The sequence below is a fragment of the Photorhabdus heterorhabditis genome (assembly GCF_018448905.1).
GTDB classification, from domain to species: Bacteria; Pseudomonadota; Gammaproteobacteria; order Enterobacterales; family Enterobacteriaceae; genus Photorhabdus; species Photorhabdus heterorhabditis.
Genome location: NZ_RCWA01000032.1, coordinates 1 through 20,578 on the forward strand (window position 1 = coordinate 1; position 20,578 = coordinate 20,578).

General features: G+C 41.2%; 18 protein-coding genes and 1 rRNA gene. 4 read left to right on the plus strand and 15 right to left on the minus strand.

All coding sequences use genetic code 11. The features are described from left to right. The first annotated feature begins 4 nt into the window (after positions 1–4). Positions 5–120, plus strand: a 5S ribosomal RNA gene (gene rrf, locus EAE89_RS17215). A gap of 516 nt (positions 121–636) precedes the next feature. On the opposite strand, the gene EAE89_RS17220 is transcribed toward rrf, so the two are convergent. From EAE89_RS17220 to acs, 4 genes are all read right to left on the minus strand, one after another. Beyond that, a complete protein-coding gene (locus EAE89_RS17220) occupies positions 637–2,151 on the minus strand; it encodes a phosphoethanolamine transferase (RefSeq protein WP_235525453.1) in 1,515 nt (504 codons plus the stop codon). Between the two features lie 222 nt (positions 2,152–2,373). After that, positions 2,374–4,023 carry a cation/acetate symporter ActP gene (gene actP, locus EAE89_RS17225; protein WP_054478686.1) on the minus strand — a complete coding sequence of 550 codons (1,650 nt, stop codon included), beginning with the start codon at positions 4,021–4,023 and terminating at the stop codon, positions 2,374–2,376. Further along, on the minus strand, positions 4,020–4,331 hold the full coding sequence (locus EAE89_RS17230; protein WP_054478688.1) for a DUF485 domain-containing protein: 312 nt from the start codon (positions 4,329–4,331) through the stop codon (positions 4,020–4,022). Before EAE89_RS17230 ends, actP begins: the two co-directional genes overlap by 4 nt. A gap of 65 nt (positions 4,332–4,396) precedes the next feature. Continuing rightward, on the minus strand, positions 4,397–6,352 hold the full coding sequence (gene acs, locus EAE89_RS17235; RefSeq protein ID WP_054478690.1) for an acetate--CoA ligase: 1,956 nt from the start codon (positions 6,350–6,352) through the stop codon (positions 4,397–4,399). Between the two features lie 374 nt (positions 6,353–6,726). On the opposite strand from acs, the gene sodA reads away from it, so the two are divergent. The 3 genes from sodA to EAE89_RS17255 all read left to right on the plus strand — a co-directional run bounded on the left by sodA (position 6,727) and on the right by EAE89_RS17255 (position 10,778). Then, complete coding sequence (sodA, locus tag EAE89_RS17240) at positions 6,727–7,353, plus strand: superoxide dismutase [Mn] (RefSeq protein ID WP_054478691.1); 627 nt, start codon at positions 6,727–6,729, stop codon at positions 7,351–7,353. Between the two features lie 119 nt (positions 7,354–7,472). Next, positions 7,473–8,144 carry a 6-hydroxyaminopurine reductase gene (gene yiiM / locus EAE89_RS17245; protein WP_054478693.1) on the plus strand — a complete coding sequence of 224 codons (672 nt, stop codon included), beginning with the start codon at positions 7,473–7,475 and terminating at the stop codon, positions 8,142–8,144. Between the two features lie 654 nt (positions 8,145–8,798). Beyond that, positions 8,799–10,778, plus strand: coding sequence for an autotransporter outer membrane beta-barrel domain-containing protein (locus tag EAE89_RS17255; RefSeq protein ID WP_214086303.1), 1,980 nt, complete (start codon positions 8,799–8,801; stop codon positions 10,776–10,778). Between the two features lie 269 nt (positions 10,779–11,047). Here the strand turns inward: EAE89_RS17255 and trpS are convergent, their stop codons facing one another. From trpS to pilM, 11 genes are all read right to left on the minus strand, one after another. Beyond that, complete coding sequence (gene trpS / locus EAE89_RS17260) at positions 11,048–12,085, minus strand: tryptophan--tRNA ligase (protein ID WP_054478697.1); 1,038 nt, start codon at positions 12,083–12,085, stop codon at positions 11,048–11,050. Between the two features lie 4 nt (positions 12,086–12,089). Continuing rightward, positions 12,090–12,794, minus strand: coding sequence for a phosphoglycolate phosphatase (locus EAE89_RS17265; RefSeq protein ID WP_054478698.1), 705 nt, complete (start codon positions 12,792–12,794; stop codon positions 12,090–12,092). After that, positions 12,784–13,464, minus strand: coding sequence for a ribulose-phosphate 3-epimerase (gene rpe, locus EAE89_RS17270; RefSeq protein WP_054478700.1), 681 nt, complete (start codon positions 13,462–13,464; stop codon positions 12,784–12,786). Before rpe ends, EAE89_RS17265 begins: the two co-directional genes overlap by 11 nt. Before the next feature lie 62 nt (positions 13,465–13,526). Then, positions 13,527–14,339 carry an adenine-specific DNA-methyltransferase gene (dam, locus tag EAE89_RS17275; protein WP_054478702.1) on the minus strand — a complete coding sequence of 271 codons (813 nt, stop codon included), beginning with the start codon at positions 14,337–14,339 and terminating at the stop codon, positions 13,527–13,529. An 84-nt stretch (positions 14,340–14,423) separates the two neighbouring features. After that, positions 14,424–15,341, minus strand: a complete 918-nt coding sequence (locus EAE89_RS17280) for an SPOR domain-containing protein (protein ID WP_054478704.1) — start codon at positions 15,339–15,341, stop codon at positions 14,424–14,426. Between the two features lie 148 nt (positions 15,342–15,489). Beyond that, positions 15,490–16,590, minus strand: coding sequence for a 3-dehydroquinate synthase (gene aroB, locus EAE89_RS17285; protein ID WP_214086304.1), 1,101 nt, complete (start codon positions 16,588–16,590; stop codon positions 15,490–15,492). Between the two features lie 46 nt (positions 16,591–16,636). Next, positions 16,637–17,158, minus strand: a complete 522-nt coding sequence (gene aroK / locus EAE89_RS17290) for a shikimate kinase AroK (RefSeq protein ID WP_012776266.1) — start codon at positions 17,156–17,158, stop codon at positions 16,637–16,639. Between the two features lie 367 nt (positions 17,159–17,525). Continuing rightward, positions 17,526–18,560, minus strand: a complete 1,035-nt coding sequence (gene pilQ, locus EAE89_RS17295) for a type IV pilus secretin PilQ (protein WP_054478708.1) — start codon at positions 18,558–18,560, stop codon at positions 17,526–17,528. Then, positions 18,553–19,098, minus strand: a complete 546-nt coding sequence (locus EAE89_RS17300) for a hypothetical protein (protein ID WP_214086305.1) — start codon at positions 19,096–19,098, stop codon at positions 18,553–18,555. Before EAE89_RS17300 ends, pilQ begins: the two co-directional genes overlap by 8 nt. Then, positions 19,085–19,636 carry a PilN domain-containing protein gene (locus EAE89_RS17305; RefSeq protein ID WP_244866560.1) on the minus strand — a complete coding sequence of 184 codons (552 nt, stop codon included), beginning with the start codon at positions 19,634–19,636 and terminating at the stop codon, positions 19,085–19,087. The genes EAE89_RS17300 and EAE89_RS17305 overlap by 14 nt, the downstream gene beginning before the upstream one ends. After that, entirely contained in the window at positions 19,636–20,466 is an 831-nt protein-coding gene (gene pilM, locus EAE89_RS17310; RefSeq protein ID WP_054478714.1) for a type IV pilus biogenesis protein PilM, read from the minus strand. The genes EAE89_RS17305 and pilM overlap by 1 nt, the downstream gene beginning before the upstream one ends. Positions 20,467–20,578: the final 112 nt, after the last annotated feature.

Consider the following 20,578-nt stretch of genomic DNA (forward strand, 5'->3'; position numbering starts at 1 on the left):
TATGCCTGGCGGCGATAGCGCGGTGGTCCCACCTGACCCCATGCCGAACTCAGCAGTGAAACGCCGTAGCGCCGATGGTAGTGTGGGGTCTCCCCATGCGAGAGTAGGACACTGCCAGGCTTTAAATCCGGTGAACCCCCTCAGCGTAAGCTGGGGGTGTTTGCGTTTGGGGGTCAGAGACGCGATGACATGTCGGCTCGCCTGGGGTATCCTGCGCGGTTGAGCCGGTTTGAAGGCATTCATGCAGTCAAACATTCGGATAATTGCCTGCACAATCGCTCATGGGACGGCTCCCAGTGGGTAAAGTCTGTATGCGCTAGGTAACCGGCTGATGTGGATGTGGAAACTCGCTTAGCGGTTTTGGGTTTTCATCCGATGGCGGCTTTTTAAGAGTCCGGCAGCTTATCTGCCTGTGAATCATTAAAACCGGTTATAGTCATAGCCGGCCCGAAAAATAACTGAAACCCGGTTTCTTCAGGCTGATAGACAATGGCGAATGCTAAAGCTAGCCCGTTATTATGGCTTACTATTGCATTAAGAGTTTTAAAAATTACGGATTAGTTATATCCTTATCTTATGTCTACGAATTATTCTTTTAAGTTGATGCTAGAGGCAATAGATCTGAGCATCTAGAAATCACTTACCTGAAGCTTTGATATCTTTTTCGTCGGGGAGATTGCTGTATTGCATCAGGTTTTTATTGCCATCTATTACCATTAATTCTTTTGACGGTTTAAAACAGTTGCTTAATGGAGAGCGGCAGTGTTCTGGAGATTTATGGTGAATACCTAGCCAGTCACTAATAAGGTAATAATTATCTGAAGTTGAGAAGTGGGTGTTTATCACGCCGGTGTGGCGATATTGTGGATTAACATTATTGTTATACCAGATAAATAGAGGGATATTATAAGCATCTTTTCGTGGATTACTGACACCATGATGATAACGAATATTGCCATCTTTATCTAAACGTTGTAATCCATGATCTGAAAAATAGAGAATAGATGCTTTATTTCCTTTGATTTTGTTAATTATTTTTCTTATTAACTGATCTGTATAAGCTATTGAGCTATCATAGCAGTTGTCATCCTCATTTGAGGAGAAGGAAATTAGTTTATTGTCTGGAAATCGGTTACAGGATGGTTCATGACTGCCGTAGATATGCATGATGATAAGTTTTTTACCTTTCTGTTCTAGTGTGTCATCTAAATAGGGTAGTAACTCTTCATCATATCCAATATATTTATTCCATTTTTGATTATCAGACATATTAGAAATAGCTGTGATCAGACTGTTACTTTTCCCGGCTTTCCCTTGGTTACTTATCCAGATTGTTTTAAATCTGGCATCTTTAGCTAATGATATAATATTGTCGGCATAGTGCGTTTTATTTCTAAGCTGATATAAGGTGATGTTAGAAAGTGAAATAGGTACGGATAATATAGTCACTGGTGCTGGAGAAATAGCTTGATTAAATATCAGCATATTTTCTCGCATCATGTCCAACGTTGGTGTTGTAGTTTTATCATAACCGTACAGGGACATATGGTCTCTTCTTGCTGATTCTCCTATCAGTAATATATAAAGATCAATATCCTTGTCTTCTTGTATATAATTGAAATTTACTCTAACAGATCCGATTTTCCTGATTTGTTGATTTTCGTATATTGCCCTTACCATTGCTGATGAGTTATAGAATGGTGTTCCCATTAAAAAGTGTTCTGACAAAATAATTTTCCCGGAATGTTTTTTTCCTGAAATATAATAATCAATAGGTACTAATAGGCAGGCAAAGAACAAAGCCCATACACTGGATTTAAGTAATCGGTTATCTATATTTTTTGAGAGCCATCGAATAGATAAGAAATATATTAACAGCATGAAAATAAAGAAGAATACATAGTATTTATTGTAAGACAACATACCTACAGCTTCATTGCTATTCGTATTGATAAAAGTATTTGCAATAGTTGAGGAAAAACTTATCTGGTGTTCGTTGGAGAAAAAAAATGATGTGGATGTATTGATCGACCATAATAAAGAGGTAAGTACAACTAAAGGTTTAAAATATTTTAAATGATAGAAAAAAGCGTTAGTACCTGCTAGCAAGAAACCCAATAATACTATTTTTAACTTATACTCATTAGTCATATTGCCAATGAAAATTATTGGCAATATAGCGAGGACGAAGACAATAAGAATAGACCATTTATTTCGCATATTGGTTAATAATGTTAGGTAGCGAATTGAAATAAAAAGTTAATCATTAACCTAAGAATAAAACAAGAGCTTAATTTGTGAAATAGCTCTGAATTTGGAATGCTTCTTAATAAAACAACCTCTCCCGAAGGAGAGGTTGGGTATAAAATCGTATTAGTGTGTTTTTCCTTGAGCGATACCAAGCCCTGTTTGTGATCGAATAAACTGATTTCTAAATTGTTCTCTTTCTTGTATACCTTGTAGTGAATTATCGGTAATGGAAAATAGCCATGAACCAGTGAAAGCGACAATCATTGAGAATAGTGCTGGATACTCGTAAGGATAAATTGGTTTTTCATGGCCGAGAATGCTAACCCAAATTGTTGGACCGAGAATCATCAGAACCACAGCTGTGATTAACCCAAGCCACCCTCCGGTTAATGCACCTCGGGTTGTAAGTTTACGCCAGTACATAGACAACAGAATGATTGGAAAATTACAGCTTGCAGCAATAGAAAATGCCAATCCAACCATGAAGGCGATGTTCTGATTCTCAAATAAAATACCTAATCCGATTGCGACAAACCCAAGTATCACAACAGTAATTTTTGATACATTTAATTCATCTCGTTCATTGACTTTACCGTGTTTAATGACATTTGCGTACAAGTCATGTGATACAGCTGATGCACCAGCCAGTGTCAGACCAGCTACAACGGCTAGAATAGTGGCAAAAGCTACTGCGGAGATAAAGCCAAGGAATAAATTACCTCCAACTGCACTAGCAAGGTGAACTGCCGCCATGTTAGTACCACCGATAAGAGCACCTGTGGCATCTTTGAATGAAAGGTTTGGGCTAACGAGTAAAATAGCGCCGAAGCCGATGATAAAAGTCAGAATGTAAAAATAGCCTATGAAACCAGTAGCATAAAAAACACTTTTCCGTGCTTCTTTGGCATCATTTACGGTAAAGAAGCGCATAATAATATGAGGTAAGCCAGCAGTACCAAACATCAACGCAAGGCCCAGAGAGAGTGCAGAGATCGGATCAGAAACTAATCCTCCAGGACTCATGATAGCTTCTCCCTTTGAATGAACGGCAACAGCTTCTTTGAACAGTGTGTTGAAATTGAAGTTGACTGCTTTCATGACCATAAGAGCCATAAAGGTGGCGCCAGCCAGCAATAGAATGGCTTTGATAATTTGCACCCAAGTAGTAGCCAACATTCCGCCAAACAGAACATAAAACACCATTAGGATGCCAACCAATACGACTGCAATGTGGTAATCCAGACCAAAAAGTAATTCGATAAGCTTACCTGCTCCAACCATTTGAGCGATAAGATAAAGAGCAACAACAACCAGTGAGCCAATTGCAGATAATGTACGGATTGGACGTTGCTGTAACCGGTAAGAAGCAACATCTGCAAAAGTATAACGTCCAAGGTTTCTTAATCGCTCGGCAATCAGAAACAGAATAATGGGCCAGCCAATCAGGAAGCCTATAGAGTAAATCAGTCCATCGTAACCAGATGTATAGACTAGGGCGGAAATTCCAAGGAATGATGCTGCGGACATAAAATCACCTGCAATTGCCATTCCGTTTTGGAATCCAGTAATACGTCCGCCTGCGGTGTAATAATCGGTGCGGGAGCGTGTTCTTTTTGAAGCCCAGTAAGTGATATAGAGTGTGAAGCCAACGAACAGGATGAACATAATAATGGCTTGAATGTTGACCGGTTGCCTTTCTACGTTCCCAGAGATTGCGTTGGCCCAAGTGAGATTAGAAAATAGTAGTATGACTATCAGCAAAAATTTTTTCATTTTTTTACCTCACTGAGAATTTGTGAGGTAAGGGAATCAAACTCACTATTAGCTCTGATTACATATAGGCCGGTTAAGATGAATGAAATAACAATTAAGCCAATGCCAACTGGTATCCCACGGGTAATATGGGAGCCTGTGTAAAGGGGAGTACCTAGCCATTCGGGTGCAAATGCAATGATGAAAATAAAGCTGACATACAGAACCAATGTAATTATTGATAGCAACCATGCAAAACGGCCTCGTTTTTTAACTAATTCTTTGAAACGAGGGTTATTTTCAATCCCTTGGTAAATGGCGTCATTCATTAGAGTATATCCTCTTATATTTATTATATTAATTGATTACTGCCGCCTTGTGGCGGCATTGTCTGTCACGAAATACTCATTGTTTGTTTTTCTTCCAATAGTTTTTCTACTACTCCTGGATCTGCCAGTGTTGAAGTATCTCCCAAGTTACTAATATCGCCGGAGGCAATTTTGCGCAGGATGCGGCGCATAATTTTTCCTGAACGAGTTTTTGGTAAGGAATCTGTCCAGTGCAGGATATCTGGTGTAGCGATTGGGCCGATTTCTTTACGTACCCAATTACGGACTTCGGTATATAATTCTGGAGAAGGTTCCTCGCCGTGAATTAACGTGACGTAGGCATAAATTGCTTGCCCTTTGATGTTATGTGGGACACCTACGACAGCGGCTTCTGCAATTTTGGGATGAGAAACTAAAGCAGATTCAATTTCAGCAGTACCTAGACGATGACCAGAGATATTCAACACATCATCAACACGGCCAGTGATCCAATAATAGCCATCTTCATCACGGCGTGCGCCATCACCACTAAAGTACATGCCCTTAAAGGTGGAAAAATAGGTTTGTTCGAAACGATCATGATCGCCGAACAGTGAACGTGCTTGTCCTGGCCAGGAATCAGTAATAACCAGATTTCCTTCACAAGCACCTTCTAATGGCTCACCAAGATTGTCAACCAGTGCTGGTTGAACACCGAAAAAAGGTAAAGTTGCGGAACCTGCTTTTAGTTCGGTTGCTCCTGGTAGTGGCGTTATCATGAAGCCACCGGTTTCTGTCTGCCACCAGGTATCAACAATCGGGCATTTTTTATTACCAATTTTCTGGTAATACCATTCCCATGCTTCTGGGTTAATAGGTTCACCAACTGATCCCATAATACGTAGGGAAGTACGTTTCGTTCCTTCAATGGCTTTATCTCCCTCTGCCATCAGGGCACGAATCGCTGTTGGCGCTGTATACAGGATATTAACCTGATGTTTGTCAATAACCTGACTTAAACGGTTAGCTGAAGGATAGTTTGGTACACCTTCAAACATCAGAGTAATAGCACCACAGGAAAGTGGCCCATAGAGAAGATAACTATGCCCAGTAACCCAACCGACATCTGCTGTGCACCAATAGATTTCACCCGGATGATAGTCAAATACATATTTAAATGTTAGGGATGCATATACAAGGTAGCCCCCGGTCGTGTGCAACACGCCTTTAGGTTTACCTGTAGAGCCGGAGGTATAGAGAATAAATAGAGGGTCTTCTGCATTCATTTCTTCAACTGGACAGTCAGCACTAACGCCTGCTGTTAATTCGTGCCACCAAAGGTCTCGACCAGAATGCCAGTTACCAATATTTCCCGTGCGTTTGAAAACAATCACATTGGATACATTGACAACAGCTGTGTTACTTAATGCATCATCAACATTCTTTTTTAGAGGAATGGCACGTCCTGCTCTCAAACCCTCATCGGCGGTAATGACCAGTTTGGTATTTGAATCAATAATACGTCCAGATACTGCATCAGGAGAAAAACCTGCGAAAATAACAGAGTGGATAGCACCAATACGGGCACATGCCAACATAGCAACGGCAGCTTCTGGCACCATCGGCATATAAATAGCAACAACATCGCCTTTTTTAATACCTATATTTTTCAATGCATTAGAAAACTGGCATACATCATGATGTAGTTCACGATAGGTTACAGTTTTGGATTCTGTTGGATCATCGCCTTCCCAAATAATAGCGGTTTGATCTCCACGCTCTTTTAAATGACGATCGAGACAGTTTGCGCTTAGATTTAGTGTTCCATCTTCAAACCAGCGGATATTGATATGTCCGGGATCAAAAGAGGTATTCTTTACTTTGGTGTAGGGTTTAATCCAGTCAACGATTTTACCGTTTTCACCCCAGAACCTTTCGGGATCTTGCAGTGATAATTGGTAGTTTTGCTGATATTGTTGTTTATTCATCAGGGTATGTTCTGCAATGGTAGCAGGAATGGGATATTTCATTATTTGGGTCATATTATATTCTCCTTGCGAATGTTAATATTATGTCAAAACAAAGTTAACTAAAGTGTAAAGAGAATTTTTGTTTTTTTTTTGCGCGGAAGATCACGCAATAAAAAGAATATTTTTCACAATATTGTCATTTAGTGTGGCAGGTTTATTTAGGTTTAATCGCTAAGCAAAAATAGTAATTTAAAATCCTAATCCAATAATAATGTTAAATATAGATAAATTGGCTGATAAGTCACTGAAACACAGTTGCATGATAAAACCATAGTGAGACTATGGTTTTGATAATCATTTCCAATAATATTTAATTAACTATAATGATCATGTTGTTCACAGAGATGTGGACTTGGAATCATTCTTATATGACTGGAGTACATGATATGAGCTATTCATTACCTTCTCTTCCTTATTCTTATGACGCTCTGGAACCTCATTTTGATAAGCAGACGATGGAAATTCATCATACCAAGCATCATCAGACTTACGTTAATAATACCAATAGTGCTCTGGAGGCTTTCCCTGAGCTAGCAAAGCTTGATATTGATGATTTGATCCAGCAATTAGATAAGATACCAGCGGATAAACGTACTTTTGTACGTAACAATGCTGGTGGTCATTCTAACCACAGTCTGTTTTGGAAGGGACTGAAATTAGAAACAACGCTGAAAGGCCCATTGAAAGAAGCTATTGAACGTGATTTCGGTAGTGTTGATGTTTTTAAAGAAAAATTTGAGCAGGCGGCAGCTACCCGTTTTGGTTCTGGTTGGGCGTGGCTGGTACTGAAAGATGATGGTAAACTGGCGGTTGTTTCTACTGCTAATCAAGACAGCCCATTAATGGGTGAAGCTATTTCTGGTGCATCTGGCTATCCGATTATTGGTCTGGATGTTTGGGAACATGCTTATTACTTGCAGTATCAAAACCGTCGTCCTGACTACATCAAAGCGTTCTGGCATGTTGTTAACTGGGATGAAGCAGCAGACCGCTATCAGGCAAAAGTGAAATAACTTTCTAACCCATTTTCTCTTTTCTGCTATGCCGGCTGATATTACTGCCGGCATTTTTATTGGCTAAGGTATTGGTTTATGATGATGCCGGGCTGATTTCAATTTAAGGAAAGTGAATTATGCATTATCCGCAGGTATATACAGGCAAAATTGAAATATCAGAAAAACTGTCTGCCAGTGCAATTAACAAACGGATGGTTGATGGCCGCTTGCATCTGACTTGTCTCGGATTAGAAGGTGATGAACAGGCTGAAACTCGTTTCCACGGAGGCACTGATCGGGCGCTTTGTCATTATCCTCGAGAACACTATGATTTCTGGAAACGTCAATTTCCAGAGCAGGAAGATTTTTTTATTGCGCCGGAATTTGGTGAAAATATTTCTACAATTGGGCTGACTGAAGAAAATGTTTGTATAGGTGATATTTTCAGTTGGGGAGAGGCAATGATTCAGGTAACTCAGCCTCGTTCACCTTGTTATAAACTCAATTCTCATTCCGGTATCAGCAATTTTTCTGTCATTATGCAGGAGAGTGGCCGTTGTGGCTGGCTTTATAGAGTCATTGCTTCGGGAAATATCAGCCCGGATGAGCCTCTTGTTCTTGTTTCTCGTAATAGCGATGTTTCAGTTAAAGAAGCGATAGCTATTGCTTTTAATATGCCATTTGATGAAGAGCAGTATCGGCGTTTAATGAGCGCAGCCGCGCTTTCTGCCAGTTGGAGCTTTACTATGCAAAAAAGGGTAAGGTTTGGAAAGATTGAAGATTTTAATCGCAGGTTGTTTGGGAAATAATAAAATGTGCACGTGGTAAACGTGCACATTGATTGCTGACTTTTGGCATCTCGACTGTTACCACCAGATTTTCATCAATAAAAAAATTTGTACTGGCAGTTTTAAATACCTTTTCATCGAATTTTGTTACTACCAAATGGTTTAACTTTGTGATTTAGCGCTTTTTATTTATTTCACAGAGCCTGACTTGCTCAGGTTAGATCATGTGGACTATCGTTTTTCATGGTATTTAGAAGCAAGAGGGGAGGCTTGTCATGAAAAAACAGGGTAAAAGCTTTAATCAATAAAGATAAAAATAAGTGATTAATGATTTTTTTATCAGGGGTATATTCACATAACAGGTGTAAAATCGTTAATCGGGAAGTAAACATGTTCGTATTCTCTTAAATAATTCATTCGGTGTTTTCCCTCCCCGTATTTTTCGGGGCCGATTATTTAATCAGTTTACTACAAAGCGGAAATATGCCTATCGATATCGATAGGCTGATCGCCGGGATTAAGCTTTGATGAAGACTTATTTGCTGACCTCAGCGGCACAACAATGTGCCATTTGATGACGGTGAACAGGGGTGAATGAAACATCAGAGCATTATCTGAAAGTTTCATACACCAGATTTGGTAATAACTCTTTAGATTCTATAGGGATGTAACTTTATGAAAGTTAATAATTATAAGAAAAGCGCAATATCAATCGGAATCGCTTCATTTCTTATCGGCTTGTCTAATACCGCATGGAGTTGGGATAGGTTAGATAATGAACAAATCAAACCTAATACTACTTATAATGACGCCGATCTCACCTTAGATAAGCAAACAAAAACACAACGGATTAAGATTACAGGCGATACTATCTTCAGAATACAAGGGGATAGTCAGGCCACCGATACGGTGGTTGAAGACAACTCTCATATTCAGATGAGCCAATTTGGCTATAACAATACTCTGGGTAATCCCGTTATCCAGAACACGACTGTCAATGGTCGCGGAAGAATCGATATGGGTGCGGGTTCAGTCTCATTCGGGCAGTTATTTATTGGTAAAGATGCTGAATTATCCATTGATAATAATGACATGTATTTTACCAACGTTTCCGTTAACTCCCCGGTTCCCGCAGGAAATGTCTATATCGAAAACCTGACACTTGCTGGAGTTGCGGATATTGCCTCAGCATGGACGGGCGACGGTGAAGATGGGGATGCTCCACTACCTGAAAAACCTGGCCCTGTACTGGTGACTCGCATTGATAATCTGACAATGCAACTTGGTAGTAAATTAAAAATGGAAGCATATGCTTCCGGTGTGCAGTTTAACCGTCTCGAGTTAAAAAATCTCTCCGGCGAAGGTAATTTTTATCTGACTACCAGTCTGGCTGATGGCCTTAGCGACAAAATATATGTATCAGAACGTGCTTCCGGTAAGTTTGGTTTACAGGTAAATGATAGCGGTCGGGAAGTCGTTAATCCAAAAAACGTCCAGTTGGTCTATATCAACAGCGGTGATGCGCACTTTAATTTACTGAATAATGGCGGGATTGTCGAAGCAGGTGTCTGGCAATACAAACTGCATAACAAAACAGAGAACGGACATACTGAATGGTACCTGGTGGGCGGAAAACTAGGGGAATTGGCACCACAGGAGACGAATACGCCATCTGATACAAATACAGATACACCACTAGGAAACAATAGCGCACCTTTAACACCATCTGTTGTTCCACATCCTGTACTGAGTAACAGCGCACGTGCAGTCATTAACATGGCAACGGCTCCATGGTATATCCTCGAAACGGAAACCAGCACCCTGCGCCAAAGAATGGGCGATTTGCGCCGCAATGATGGAAGTATAGGAGTATGGACTCGTTATCTGAGTGATAATTCTCGCCTGAACGACAAACGTTACAGCGCGTTCCATTCAAATTTAAACGGTATGCAGCTCGGTGCAGATAAAAAAACAGAATTTAGTAACGGAACTTTATTGCTTGGCGTTTTTACATCTTACAGCAAGAGCAACATCAAATCAGACAATACAAATAATGGAAATATCCGAAGTTATGGTGGTGGGGTTTACACCACATGGTTCGATAATTCTGGTTTATACATGGACACTCTGTTGAAAGCGAACCACCTCAGCAATGAGGTACGTACAAACATGAACAGCGGTAACAGCGTCAAAGGAAATTATAGCCAGAATACGATCACCGCATCAACGGAGGCAGGATATTCCATCAAGTTAACGGATGCGTTCAGTCTGACACCTTACGGCAAAGTAGCTTATTCCCGTACAGGAAAGGCTGACTACTCACTGGATAATGGCATGGAAGCAAATGTCCATGCGGCCAACAGTTTACGGGGTGAGGTTGGTACGTTGCTGGAAAGTGAATTCAGTATTGCGGAACACAGCGTCAGACCTTACGCGAAAACCGCAGTATCCCGTGAGTTTATCAAGAATAATGAGATAGAAATCAACAACGTTTCATTCGACAGTAACTATTCTGGCAACGTCGGTAAGTATGGTCTCGGTGTAACTGCAGACGTGGGAGGTAACGCATTGGTTTATACTGAAGTTAACTATCAGAAAGGTAACAAGGTAGAAACTCCGATCTATGCAACAGCGGGATTCAGAGTCAGTTTTTAAAACAGGTGAATGCCAGGAGTTGTCTTCACCGGGATTCACATTAATCCTAACACCCGCTGTAAAAACGTCCTGATGCCTCTCAGGGCGTTTTTAACAAACAACAGGAGAGAACAAAGATTTTGAGTGCTCTGATCTGGAATTCCAATTACAGGCCAGACGGAATTTTCGGCGGTTTGAGCGTGGAACCTCTAAGAAGATACATCTTGTTTTTAAATGGGTTTATCGGCAGCTTGAAATGTGCACGTGGTAAACGTGCACATTTATCTCTATCAAGGGTGGGCTATAAAGCCAATAGCTTCATACACTTTATCTAGTGTAATTTGGGCACGGGCTTTTGCCTTGGCTGCACCTTCTGCCATGATTTTATTCAGTAGAGCCTCATCATTGCGGAAATGATAGAAACGCTCCTGTAATTCAGTCAACATACCGGAAACTGCATCAGCTACAGCACTTTTTAAATGACCATACATTTGGCCTTCAAATTCAGCTTCCAGTTCAGGAATGGTTTTACCAGTAACGCCTGCTAAGATATCCAATAAGTTAGAAACACCTGGTTTTTGTTCCAGATTGTAACGAACGCGAGGGGGTTCTTCCGAATCTGTAACTGCACGCTTGATCTTTTTAGCAGCTGATTTTGGATCTTCCAACAGGGCGATAACATTATTGCGGTTATCGTCTGACTTGGACATTTTCTTTTCTGGGTCTTGCAGAGCCATAACACGAGCGCCACCTGTTGGGATAAATGGCTCTGGTACAGTGAATATATCGCCATAGATAGCGTTAAATCGCTGAGCGATATCACGACTCAGTTCAAGGTGCTGTTTCTGATCAATACCTACCGGAACTTGGTTTGTTTGATATACCAAAATATCCGCAGCCATCAGTACTGGATAATCAAACAGACCTGCGTTAATGTTTTCGGCATGACGAGCTGATTTGTCTTTGAACTGAGTCATACGGCTGAGTTCACCGAAATAGGTATAGCAGTTCAGAACCCAGCTTAATTGAGCATGTTGTGGTACATGGGACTGAACAAAAATGGTGCTTTTCTTCGGATCAATACCACAAGCCAGGTAGAGTGCCAATGTATCCAGAGTGCGTTTTCTCAATTCTTTTGGGTCTTGGCGGACAGTGATTGCATGTTGGTCGACGATGCAATAGATGCAGTCATAATCATCCTGCATTTTAACCCACTGACGTAACGCCCCCATATAGTTACCGATGGTTAATTCACCGGAAGGTTGTGCGCCGCTGAATACAATAGGTTTTTGGGAGTTTGGTTTTTCAGATACAGTGGGTTCACTCATTTTATTATGCTTCCTGAAGTTTCAAAGATGGGAGTCCAATTGTGGATAGCAGATCCGAGAAATTCGTTAATAGGTAGTCTGGATTGCTTAATTCAATAGATTCACCGTAGTTATATCCATAGGTTAAACCAACACAAGGGCAACCTGCCGCTTGCGCCGCTAAAATATCATTACGAGAATCACCGACAAAGAGCAATTCTTCCTTACGTAGTCCGAATGTGCCCATTGTTAGATAAATAGGTGCTGGGTGTGGCTTTTTCTCTTTAACATCGTCACCACCTAGTACCAATGAAAAATATTCACTGATGCCTAAAGAGGCCAGCAGAGGGGCAATAAAAGCGGTGGGTTTATTGGTGATGATACCCATTGGCAGGTTGTGTTTTGCCAATTCTTTTAATGTGGTTTTGACTGCCGGGAACAACTGACTACCTGTTGTTACGGTTGTTTCATAGAAATGGTCAAACAGCTCACGGGTTTCTTTATGCAATTGTGCAGTCAAGTTGACTTTAGCCCATGTCAGTGCACGTTCGACCATAATGTCTGCACCGTTACCGATCCAAACAGCAACTCGCTCTTTTCCCGCTGTGGGAAAACCTTTAGCTAACAGTGCCTGATCCAGTGCATCGGCTAGACCACCGGCGCTGTCTACTAATGTACCATCTAGATCAAAGGCGATAGCACGGATACCTTTTAATACCTTATTTGCCATGAGATACCTTTGACAATTCACTACGCATATTATCAATTACTGTTTTGTAATCTGGCTGACTGAAGATGGCTGAGCCAGCAACGAACATATCTGCACCAGCGGTTGCTGCCGCTGCAATATTGCTAGCCTTAATACCACCGTCTACTTCAAGACGAATGTCATAACCGCTTTTATCGATGATTTTACGAACCTGACGTAGCTTATCCAGTGTTCCAGGAATGAAAGATTGGCCACCAAAACCAGGATTTACCGACATCAACAGAATAATATCTAGTTTATCCAGGATATAATCAAGATAACTTAATGGAGTTGCAGGATTGAATACCAGACCTGCTTTACAGCCATGTTCTTTGATAAGTTGTAGACTACGGTCAATATGCTCACTAGTTTCTGGGTGGAAGGTAATGTAAGTGGCTCCTGCCTTGGCGAAATCAGGGATAATGCGATCAACCGGTTTTACCATCAGATGAACATCAATTGGTGCAGTAATGCCATAATTTCGTAGAGCCTGGCAGACCATAGGCCCGATAGTCAGGTTAGGAACATAATGATTATCCATGACATCAAAGTGAACGACGTCAGCACCTGCTGCCAGTACCTTAGCGGTATCTTCACCCAACCGCGCAAAATCCGCAGATAAAATGGATGGGGCAATTAGAAAATCTTTCATTATCTTCTCCAAATCGTTTCTATCATCCCTTAATTGCAAGGCAAAAAGGGGGTGGATAACAGTCAGCGATATAATGCTAAAAGTTCGTCTACTTTACTGCGAGCAAGAATATTCCTGCTGATAGTACGACGTGCTTTGACAATATGAAGTGAAGCCTGGTAGTACCATTCTCGGGTCATTGGCGTATCGTGGTTGGATATCAAAACAGGAATCGCACGTTCTGATGATAACTTAAATGCAATATGCGCCAGATTTTCCTGATCAGTAATGTTAAAGCTGTTGGTGTGATACGCCGTAAAGTTTGCGGTTGCTGATAAAGGAGCATAAGGAGGGTCGCAATAGATAACTGAACCTTTCCGTGCTTTATTCAAGGTGTATTGATAGTGCTCACAGATAAAAGTCGCATTTTGGGCTTTTTCAGCAAACCAATATAATTCATCTTCAGGAAAGTAGGGTTTTTTATAACGACCAAATGGTACGTTAAACTTACCATGAGAATTATAACGGCAGAGGCCGTTGTAACAATGGCGATTGAGATAAAGGAATAACACGCTGCGGTGAAACGGGTCAGTGCTTTGGTTAAATTGTTCCCGTAACTGATAAAAATGTTCGGCTGTGTTGTATTCTTGGGTAAACAGAGGGCGCGTATGAACGATAAACTCATTAGCCCTTAATTTTACTGTGTTGTACAGATTAATCAGGTCACTGTTGATATCAGCGAGGATGTAAGAATCGTAGTCTGTGTTCAGAAAGACAGAACCTGCGCCAACAAATGGTTCTATCAGACAACTACCGGCTGGCAGATGACGTCTGATGTCATCTACCAACGGGTATTTTCCACCGGCCCATTTTAAGAAAGCGCGTTTTTTTTTCATGCTGTCAATTAATTACTCAATCATTCCAGAGCCGCAGATTGTACTCTGTTTAGGACAGCATATCAGCGCCTAATAAATATTGTTTTATTTTCTCAGGTCTTGTTGCACTTGCTGCATCGTTCTGACCCAAGGTTTCTTTGCCTGAATTTCAGCCGGTAGAGATGAAACAGCCTGCTTCGCTTCAGAAACGGAATTGTAATCACCGTGAATCAAGACAAACCAGGTTTTTCCATTACGTTTAGTTTCGTAAACTTTGTAGTGGATGAGGTTATGCTTTTTAGCAAAAGCGGTCAGGGTATCTGAACGGCTGGCACTACTTAATTGCAAAGTGTAGTGGCTTACCGGGGTTTTCAGCAGATTATTGCCAGTGTTGGTCACATTATTTTTACTGTTAGTGTGACTTGTTGATGGTTTTGATTTAGCCGATTCCTCTGGTTTCAGTGGACGGATATTTTCCGGTTTCTGTTGTACCTCAGGTGGCGGTGTTACTGTTTGCGGTTGTTGGGTTTGATTCAGATTCTGCACCGCATGGTTTATATTACTTTGTTGCTGAATCAAAGCATCAGGAATCTTTCCTGATAATTCAATTCGTTGACTTTCGCCATTGTTAACTTGGTGCTGTTGAGGTTGTGTTGGAGTACCACTGACAGGAGGAATATTAATTTCCTGTGACCTGTTAATTGTATCTGAGGTGGTATTCTCTGATGTTACGGATTGATGGTTATCATCCTTGGATGGTGAACCCGATAAATCAATATTTTTCTCTGCAACATTTGGTGATTGCTGTTTTTCATGTTCAGTTGGCGCTTTTAAAGCAGAGCTGATAGCTATAATCAGTAGTAGCAGTACTAAAATCCCAATACCGAGCATCATTTGCTGGCGCGAGATTGCAAACTTGGGTTTGTTTAATTGCTGACGTGATCGTGAAGGGCGGCGATCTGAGGTATCTGGTTTAAACTCACTATCTGCCCTTTGCTCGTTTTTTGATTTGAATTCGTCCATATGCCCTCCAAACAGAGCTAATACTGCCAATTGCAATTAAAATCGGTCCGGTAGGTTGATCTAACTAGAATAAAAATTCGTCATTAAAGTAGCTACTTTATGACACAACAACCAGATGTATGCAAAAAAACATTTAATTTATTGATAATTACACATTCTCGGATGGTAAACACTGATGAATAGCTTCAAGAACACAATCATGTCTAATATCTGAGCATAGACCAGCTTTGCCAATTGCAGTTGGAAGAATCAGACGTAATTTCCCTGCTATAACTTTTTTATCTCTCATCATATGTGGAAGATAGGTTTCCGGCGGCATATTTTGTGGCCCGTGTACAGGTAGATTTGCCCTTCTCAGCAATCGGATAATGCGTTGAGTGTCTTGCTCAGAGAAATTCCCTGCGAGCTGGGCTGTTTTTGCCGCCATAACCATTCCCGCAGCAACAGCTTCTCCATGTAGCCAGATGCCATATCCCATTTCTGTTTCAATTGCGTGACCAAATGTATGACCAAGATTCAGCAGGGCACGCAGGCCGCTTAATTCTTTTTCATCTGCGGCGACAACTTCTGCTTTTAATTCGCAGCAGCGACGGATGCAGTAAGCCATTGCTTTGTTGTCGAGAGCCAGCAGTTTATCCATATTATCTTCAAGCCAGCTGAAAAACTCACTGTCGAGAATGATGCCGTACTTAATGACCTCAGCCAGACCAGAAGAGAGTTCGCGGGCTGGAAGCGTTTGCAGGCAATTGAGATCGACCATCACAGAAACGGGCTGATAGAACGCGCCTATCATATTTTTGCCGAGAGGATGATTTACTGCGGTTTTTCCTCCAACAGAAGAATCAACCTGAGCGAGAAGAGTGGTAGGGACCTGAATAAAACGGACACCACGTTGATAACAGGCAGCGGCAAAACCGGTCAAATCACCGATTACGCCGCCGCCGAGAGCGATAAGTGTTGTATCTCGACCGTGGTTATTTTCCAGCAGAGCAGAGAATACATCGTCTAATATGGAAAGAGATTTGTACTGTTCACCATCAGGCAGAATAATTTCATCTACCCGAACCCCGGCTTGTTGCAAAGTGGCTTTTACTTTTGCCAAATACAGTGGAGCCAGCGTTTGATTCGTCACCAGCATAACTTGCTGGTCTGCTTCTAGTGGTGCAAAAGCAGAAGGATCATCGAACAATCCTTGTGCAATGGTAATCGGGTAGCTACGCTCCCCTAAAGTAACAATTATCTTTTCCATAGCAGCTTTAGCCTTAATTATTTATCGCTGTACAGACTTGCCTAAATCAGTTTTTTTCCAGTAACTCGATGATTTGGTTAGCAACAACTTTCGCGCTTTGCTCATCGGTACGGATAGTGACATCAGCAATTTCCTCATACAGAGGATTACGTTCGTCCGCTAAATTTTCTAAAACTTCACGTGCTGGTGCATCAACTTGAAGTAAAGGACGTTTTTTATCGCGCTGGGTGCGTGCTAGCTGTTTTTCAATGGTGGTTTCCAGGTAGACTACGACACCACGGGCAGACAGACGATTTCGGGTTTCTCTGGATTTTACAGAGCCTCCACCAGTCGCCAGTACAATGCCTTGTTTTTCAGTGAGTTCGTTAATCACTTTTTCTTCGCGTTCGCGGAAGCCTTCTTCGCCTTCCACATCGAATACCCAGCCCACGTCAGCTCCGGTACGTCGCTCAATTTCTTGATCGGAGTCGTAAAACTCCATATTGAGTTGCTGAGCTAACTGACGACCAATAGTGCTTTTGCCGGCACCCATAGGCCCAACCAGAAAGATATTACGTTTCTCTGCCATGTTTTTGGTATTACTAAGACTATTCGTTAATGATAACCCGCCCCGCTAATCAAATCAGCAGCGGGACCTAAACTGAAACCTCATGAGCGGTAATGTGAGATCAGATGATGAAATTATCTCAGTTCACCAGCCAGTTTTGCAACTATATAAATCAATGATGAGCTTCCTGTAGCAGAAGCTCTAGTTTTATTGGCTTATTATTGTGATGTTAACCCGACCGCTCAATTAGCTAACCCTTGTATGCTAAATCGGACTCAGCGTCAAATCTATAAACAGGGTTAGCTGAAAAAATCTGCGCATGATCATACTGAATAGTCGTTTTTTTATTTTCAATTCATTGATATAACTGTTTTATTATTTTTTGTGGTTAAATATCCATCAGTTGAGGTGTGATAAATATTATCAGCTCTCGACGGCTGTGTTTATGACCTTTCTGATCAAATAGTGAACCGAGCAGAGGAATGTCTGATAGATAGGGGACTTTCTGAGTTTTCTCACCTTTTTTTTGTTGGAAAATCCCACCGAGAATAAGTGTTTCACCATTTTTTACAGTGACTTGAGTCATTATTTCCTGTTTGTCGATGGTCAGGTTTTCACCTCCTCCCTGACTTATTGAGATTCCTGGCATATTTTGACTAATTTTTAGAGAGAGTCTGATTTTGTCTTTTCTGAGTATATGAGGGGTGACTTCCATTCCCAGTACAGCTTCTTTAAATTGCACGGTACTTTTATCTTTTTCCTGACTGACATAGGGGATATCCGAGCCTTGCTTAATGCTGGCTAACTGTTGATGTGAGGCTGTCAGTCTTGGGCTAGCGATGATATCCAGTTGATTTTCTTGTTCCAGGGCGCTGAGTTCTAGTTCCAGTAAGCTGGTGTGAATACGGGCAATATTGAGCGAAAATCGATGCATATTGTCGTTGGCTGTTTGGTTGATATTGAGGCGATTTATACCTGTTGATGTATTAAGCTGTTCTCCTATCGGCATTCCCCAATAAATTCCCAGTTCATGCAGTGCTTCTCTGCTACTGGTCACGATATGTGCAGTAATCTGCACTTGCTGCTGTGGAGTATCTATTTCTTTCAGCCAACTTTTTATCTGCGCGATTGCGATGGGAGTATCTTGTAAAATTAGGCTGTTAGTTTCAGGATCAAAATCGGCTTTACCCTCTTTTGTCATGAGTGCCGGTATATTTTGTCTGAGATTAAGGGCAATTCTTTCTGCATCTGCATATTGTAATGCTGTTGCAAGGTACTGAATTTCAGTCTCATAGACTGACTGAGTAATTAGCTCAATGGGTTGTTCTTCTGCCTCTGTTATGGGGGGAGCAAAAGGATTTCTTATCTCTGCAACACAAATAACGGGCAGAAAAATCATAAATAGAATAAATTTCTTAGTCATAAAGTTCCTCATGTGAGGTTTCTGACAAGGTCATTTTGACATTTAGAGACTCACCTGACGGCGAAATAGAAAACTGTTTGATTAGCAGCGGTGGATATAACGCTTGTAATGCACTAAGAAAATCCAACATTTGTTCGTAGTTTAAATAAATCATTATTTGCCAGAGTGTTTTTTCTCCTTCTTTCTTACGCTGCCATTCAAGAACTTGCACACCAGAATTCATCAATGGTTGTTGCAGTTGTTTTACTGCGGAAATTTTCACGGTACTTTGTGATGACTTACTAAGTTCATGTTCTATTTGGTTTATGTGTTGTTGTATATTTTCCAATAAAGGTAACTGATTTAGTCGGTCATTAGTTGATTTTGTATTAATTTCCTGGGCTGCTATTTTCTGTGTCAGGTTTATTTCCTGTTCAATTCTCTCTTGCCAGAAGAAAAAATAAAACAGAATTAGAAATGGGGTAATGATAGTTTGCTGCCAAATAAAGAGTAACCAGACTGGTTTGGCAAACCACCATAAATTATCACTTTTTATCATTGGGTATCTCCGCCTGCCAGTTAGCGTCAATAGTAAATTGCTTGATTTGTTGCTCGGTTGTGGTCATTTTTTTTAGTTGAATTTCAGAAAGTTGTTCGTTGTTTTCAAGATTATCCAGTAGAGATGTCATACTGGAATAATCCAGACTATTAGCAACGAGTTTCAATTGACCTGCATGGTCATCGAAAGCTGTCAGCCAACTCCCTCCCGGAAGCAAATCCGGTAGTTGATTAAATAATTTCAAATGCTGCTGATTCTGTTTCAGCCGTGTTTGTTGTTGCTTTAATTTATAGGCCAGCTTGTTGTGAAGATTGAACGCTTCTTCTGTCTGAGTTATCTGTTGTTGCAAATGTAATTGCTGCTGGTTGAGTTGTTGCAGTTGCCTTTGATGCTGGTTAATCGTTTCCTGTTGTTTAAAAGAGATCCAAATAAATACGATTAGCCACAACATCAATTGCAGTAAGAGAAGAACAACCCACCAGCGATAGCGATGTTTCAGCCGTGTTTGTCGCCAGGGTAGAAAATTAACTTGATACATTATTTATCATCCGGTCTGAGTGCTAAACCACCGGCTATCACATACTCCATTAGTTGAATTGGAAGTGGGGGATGATAGTGACGGAATGCTGCCAGCATGTCCCAAGAGCAGGTTCCTTCAGGTAGAGCTTCCTGCTGGAAGCTGCTGTAATAAATATTTTTTTCAGTAATGGATGAGGCCGGTAATTGGCTAATAACCTGTTGTGGAGAGACAACAGTATTTGCTGATACCAAATCATAGGCAAAAGGTGCATTAGCCGGAGATACCCATAACCAACCGGATTGTTGCCTATGTAATAACCAGCTATCAATTGGCACGCCAGAATATTGCGCCATATAGCGAAGTGCGCAGGGAGCAATGTCAATGGCATCTGGGCATATTCCTGCTTGTGCAAGACATTGTAGCCAGAGGTCTAGGTCTTTCTGGCGAGCTGCGCTGATATAGGCATTTTGCTCAATAATACGATAATCCAATGTCAATTCACGGGTGTTAAAGGGAAATTGTTTTTCGGCACTGGCATTGATAAACCAACCTTGTTCCGGCTCTTTAAGACTAATATCTGAAGGTAAAATCAGATTCCGCTGCAACGTTTGCTGTACAGGTAAGGCGAGTCTGAAACTGATTTTTTTAGGTAATTTCTGCCGCCATTGATTTAAAATATCACGTAATATTTCTGGTCGTTGTAAACGACCTTCTGGCATAACCACATCAGGTAAAAGATATTGCCAGCAATGGCGAAGCTGCCAACCATCACGGCGTTTTATGGCTGCGACGGCACGAACGATGCCATTTTGGATGTCCAATCCGACATACCACTTTGGTGAGTACATATTGGTGATCTCCATATCAGTAATTTTAATAAAAGACCATATTCAAGGTGCTGTGTAACCTTTATACTACGCGCCGATTGTTTATAAACCACCCAACTAACGTGGCATGGGA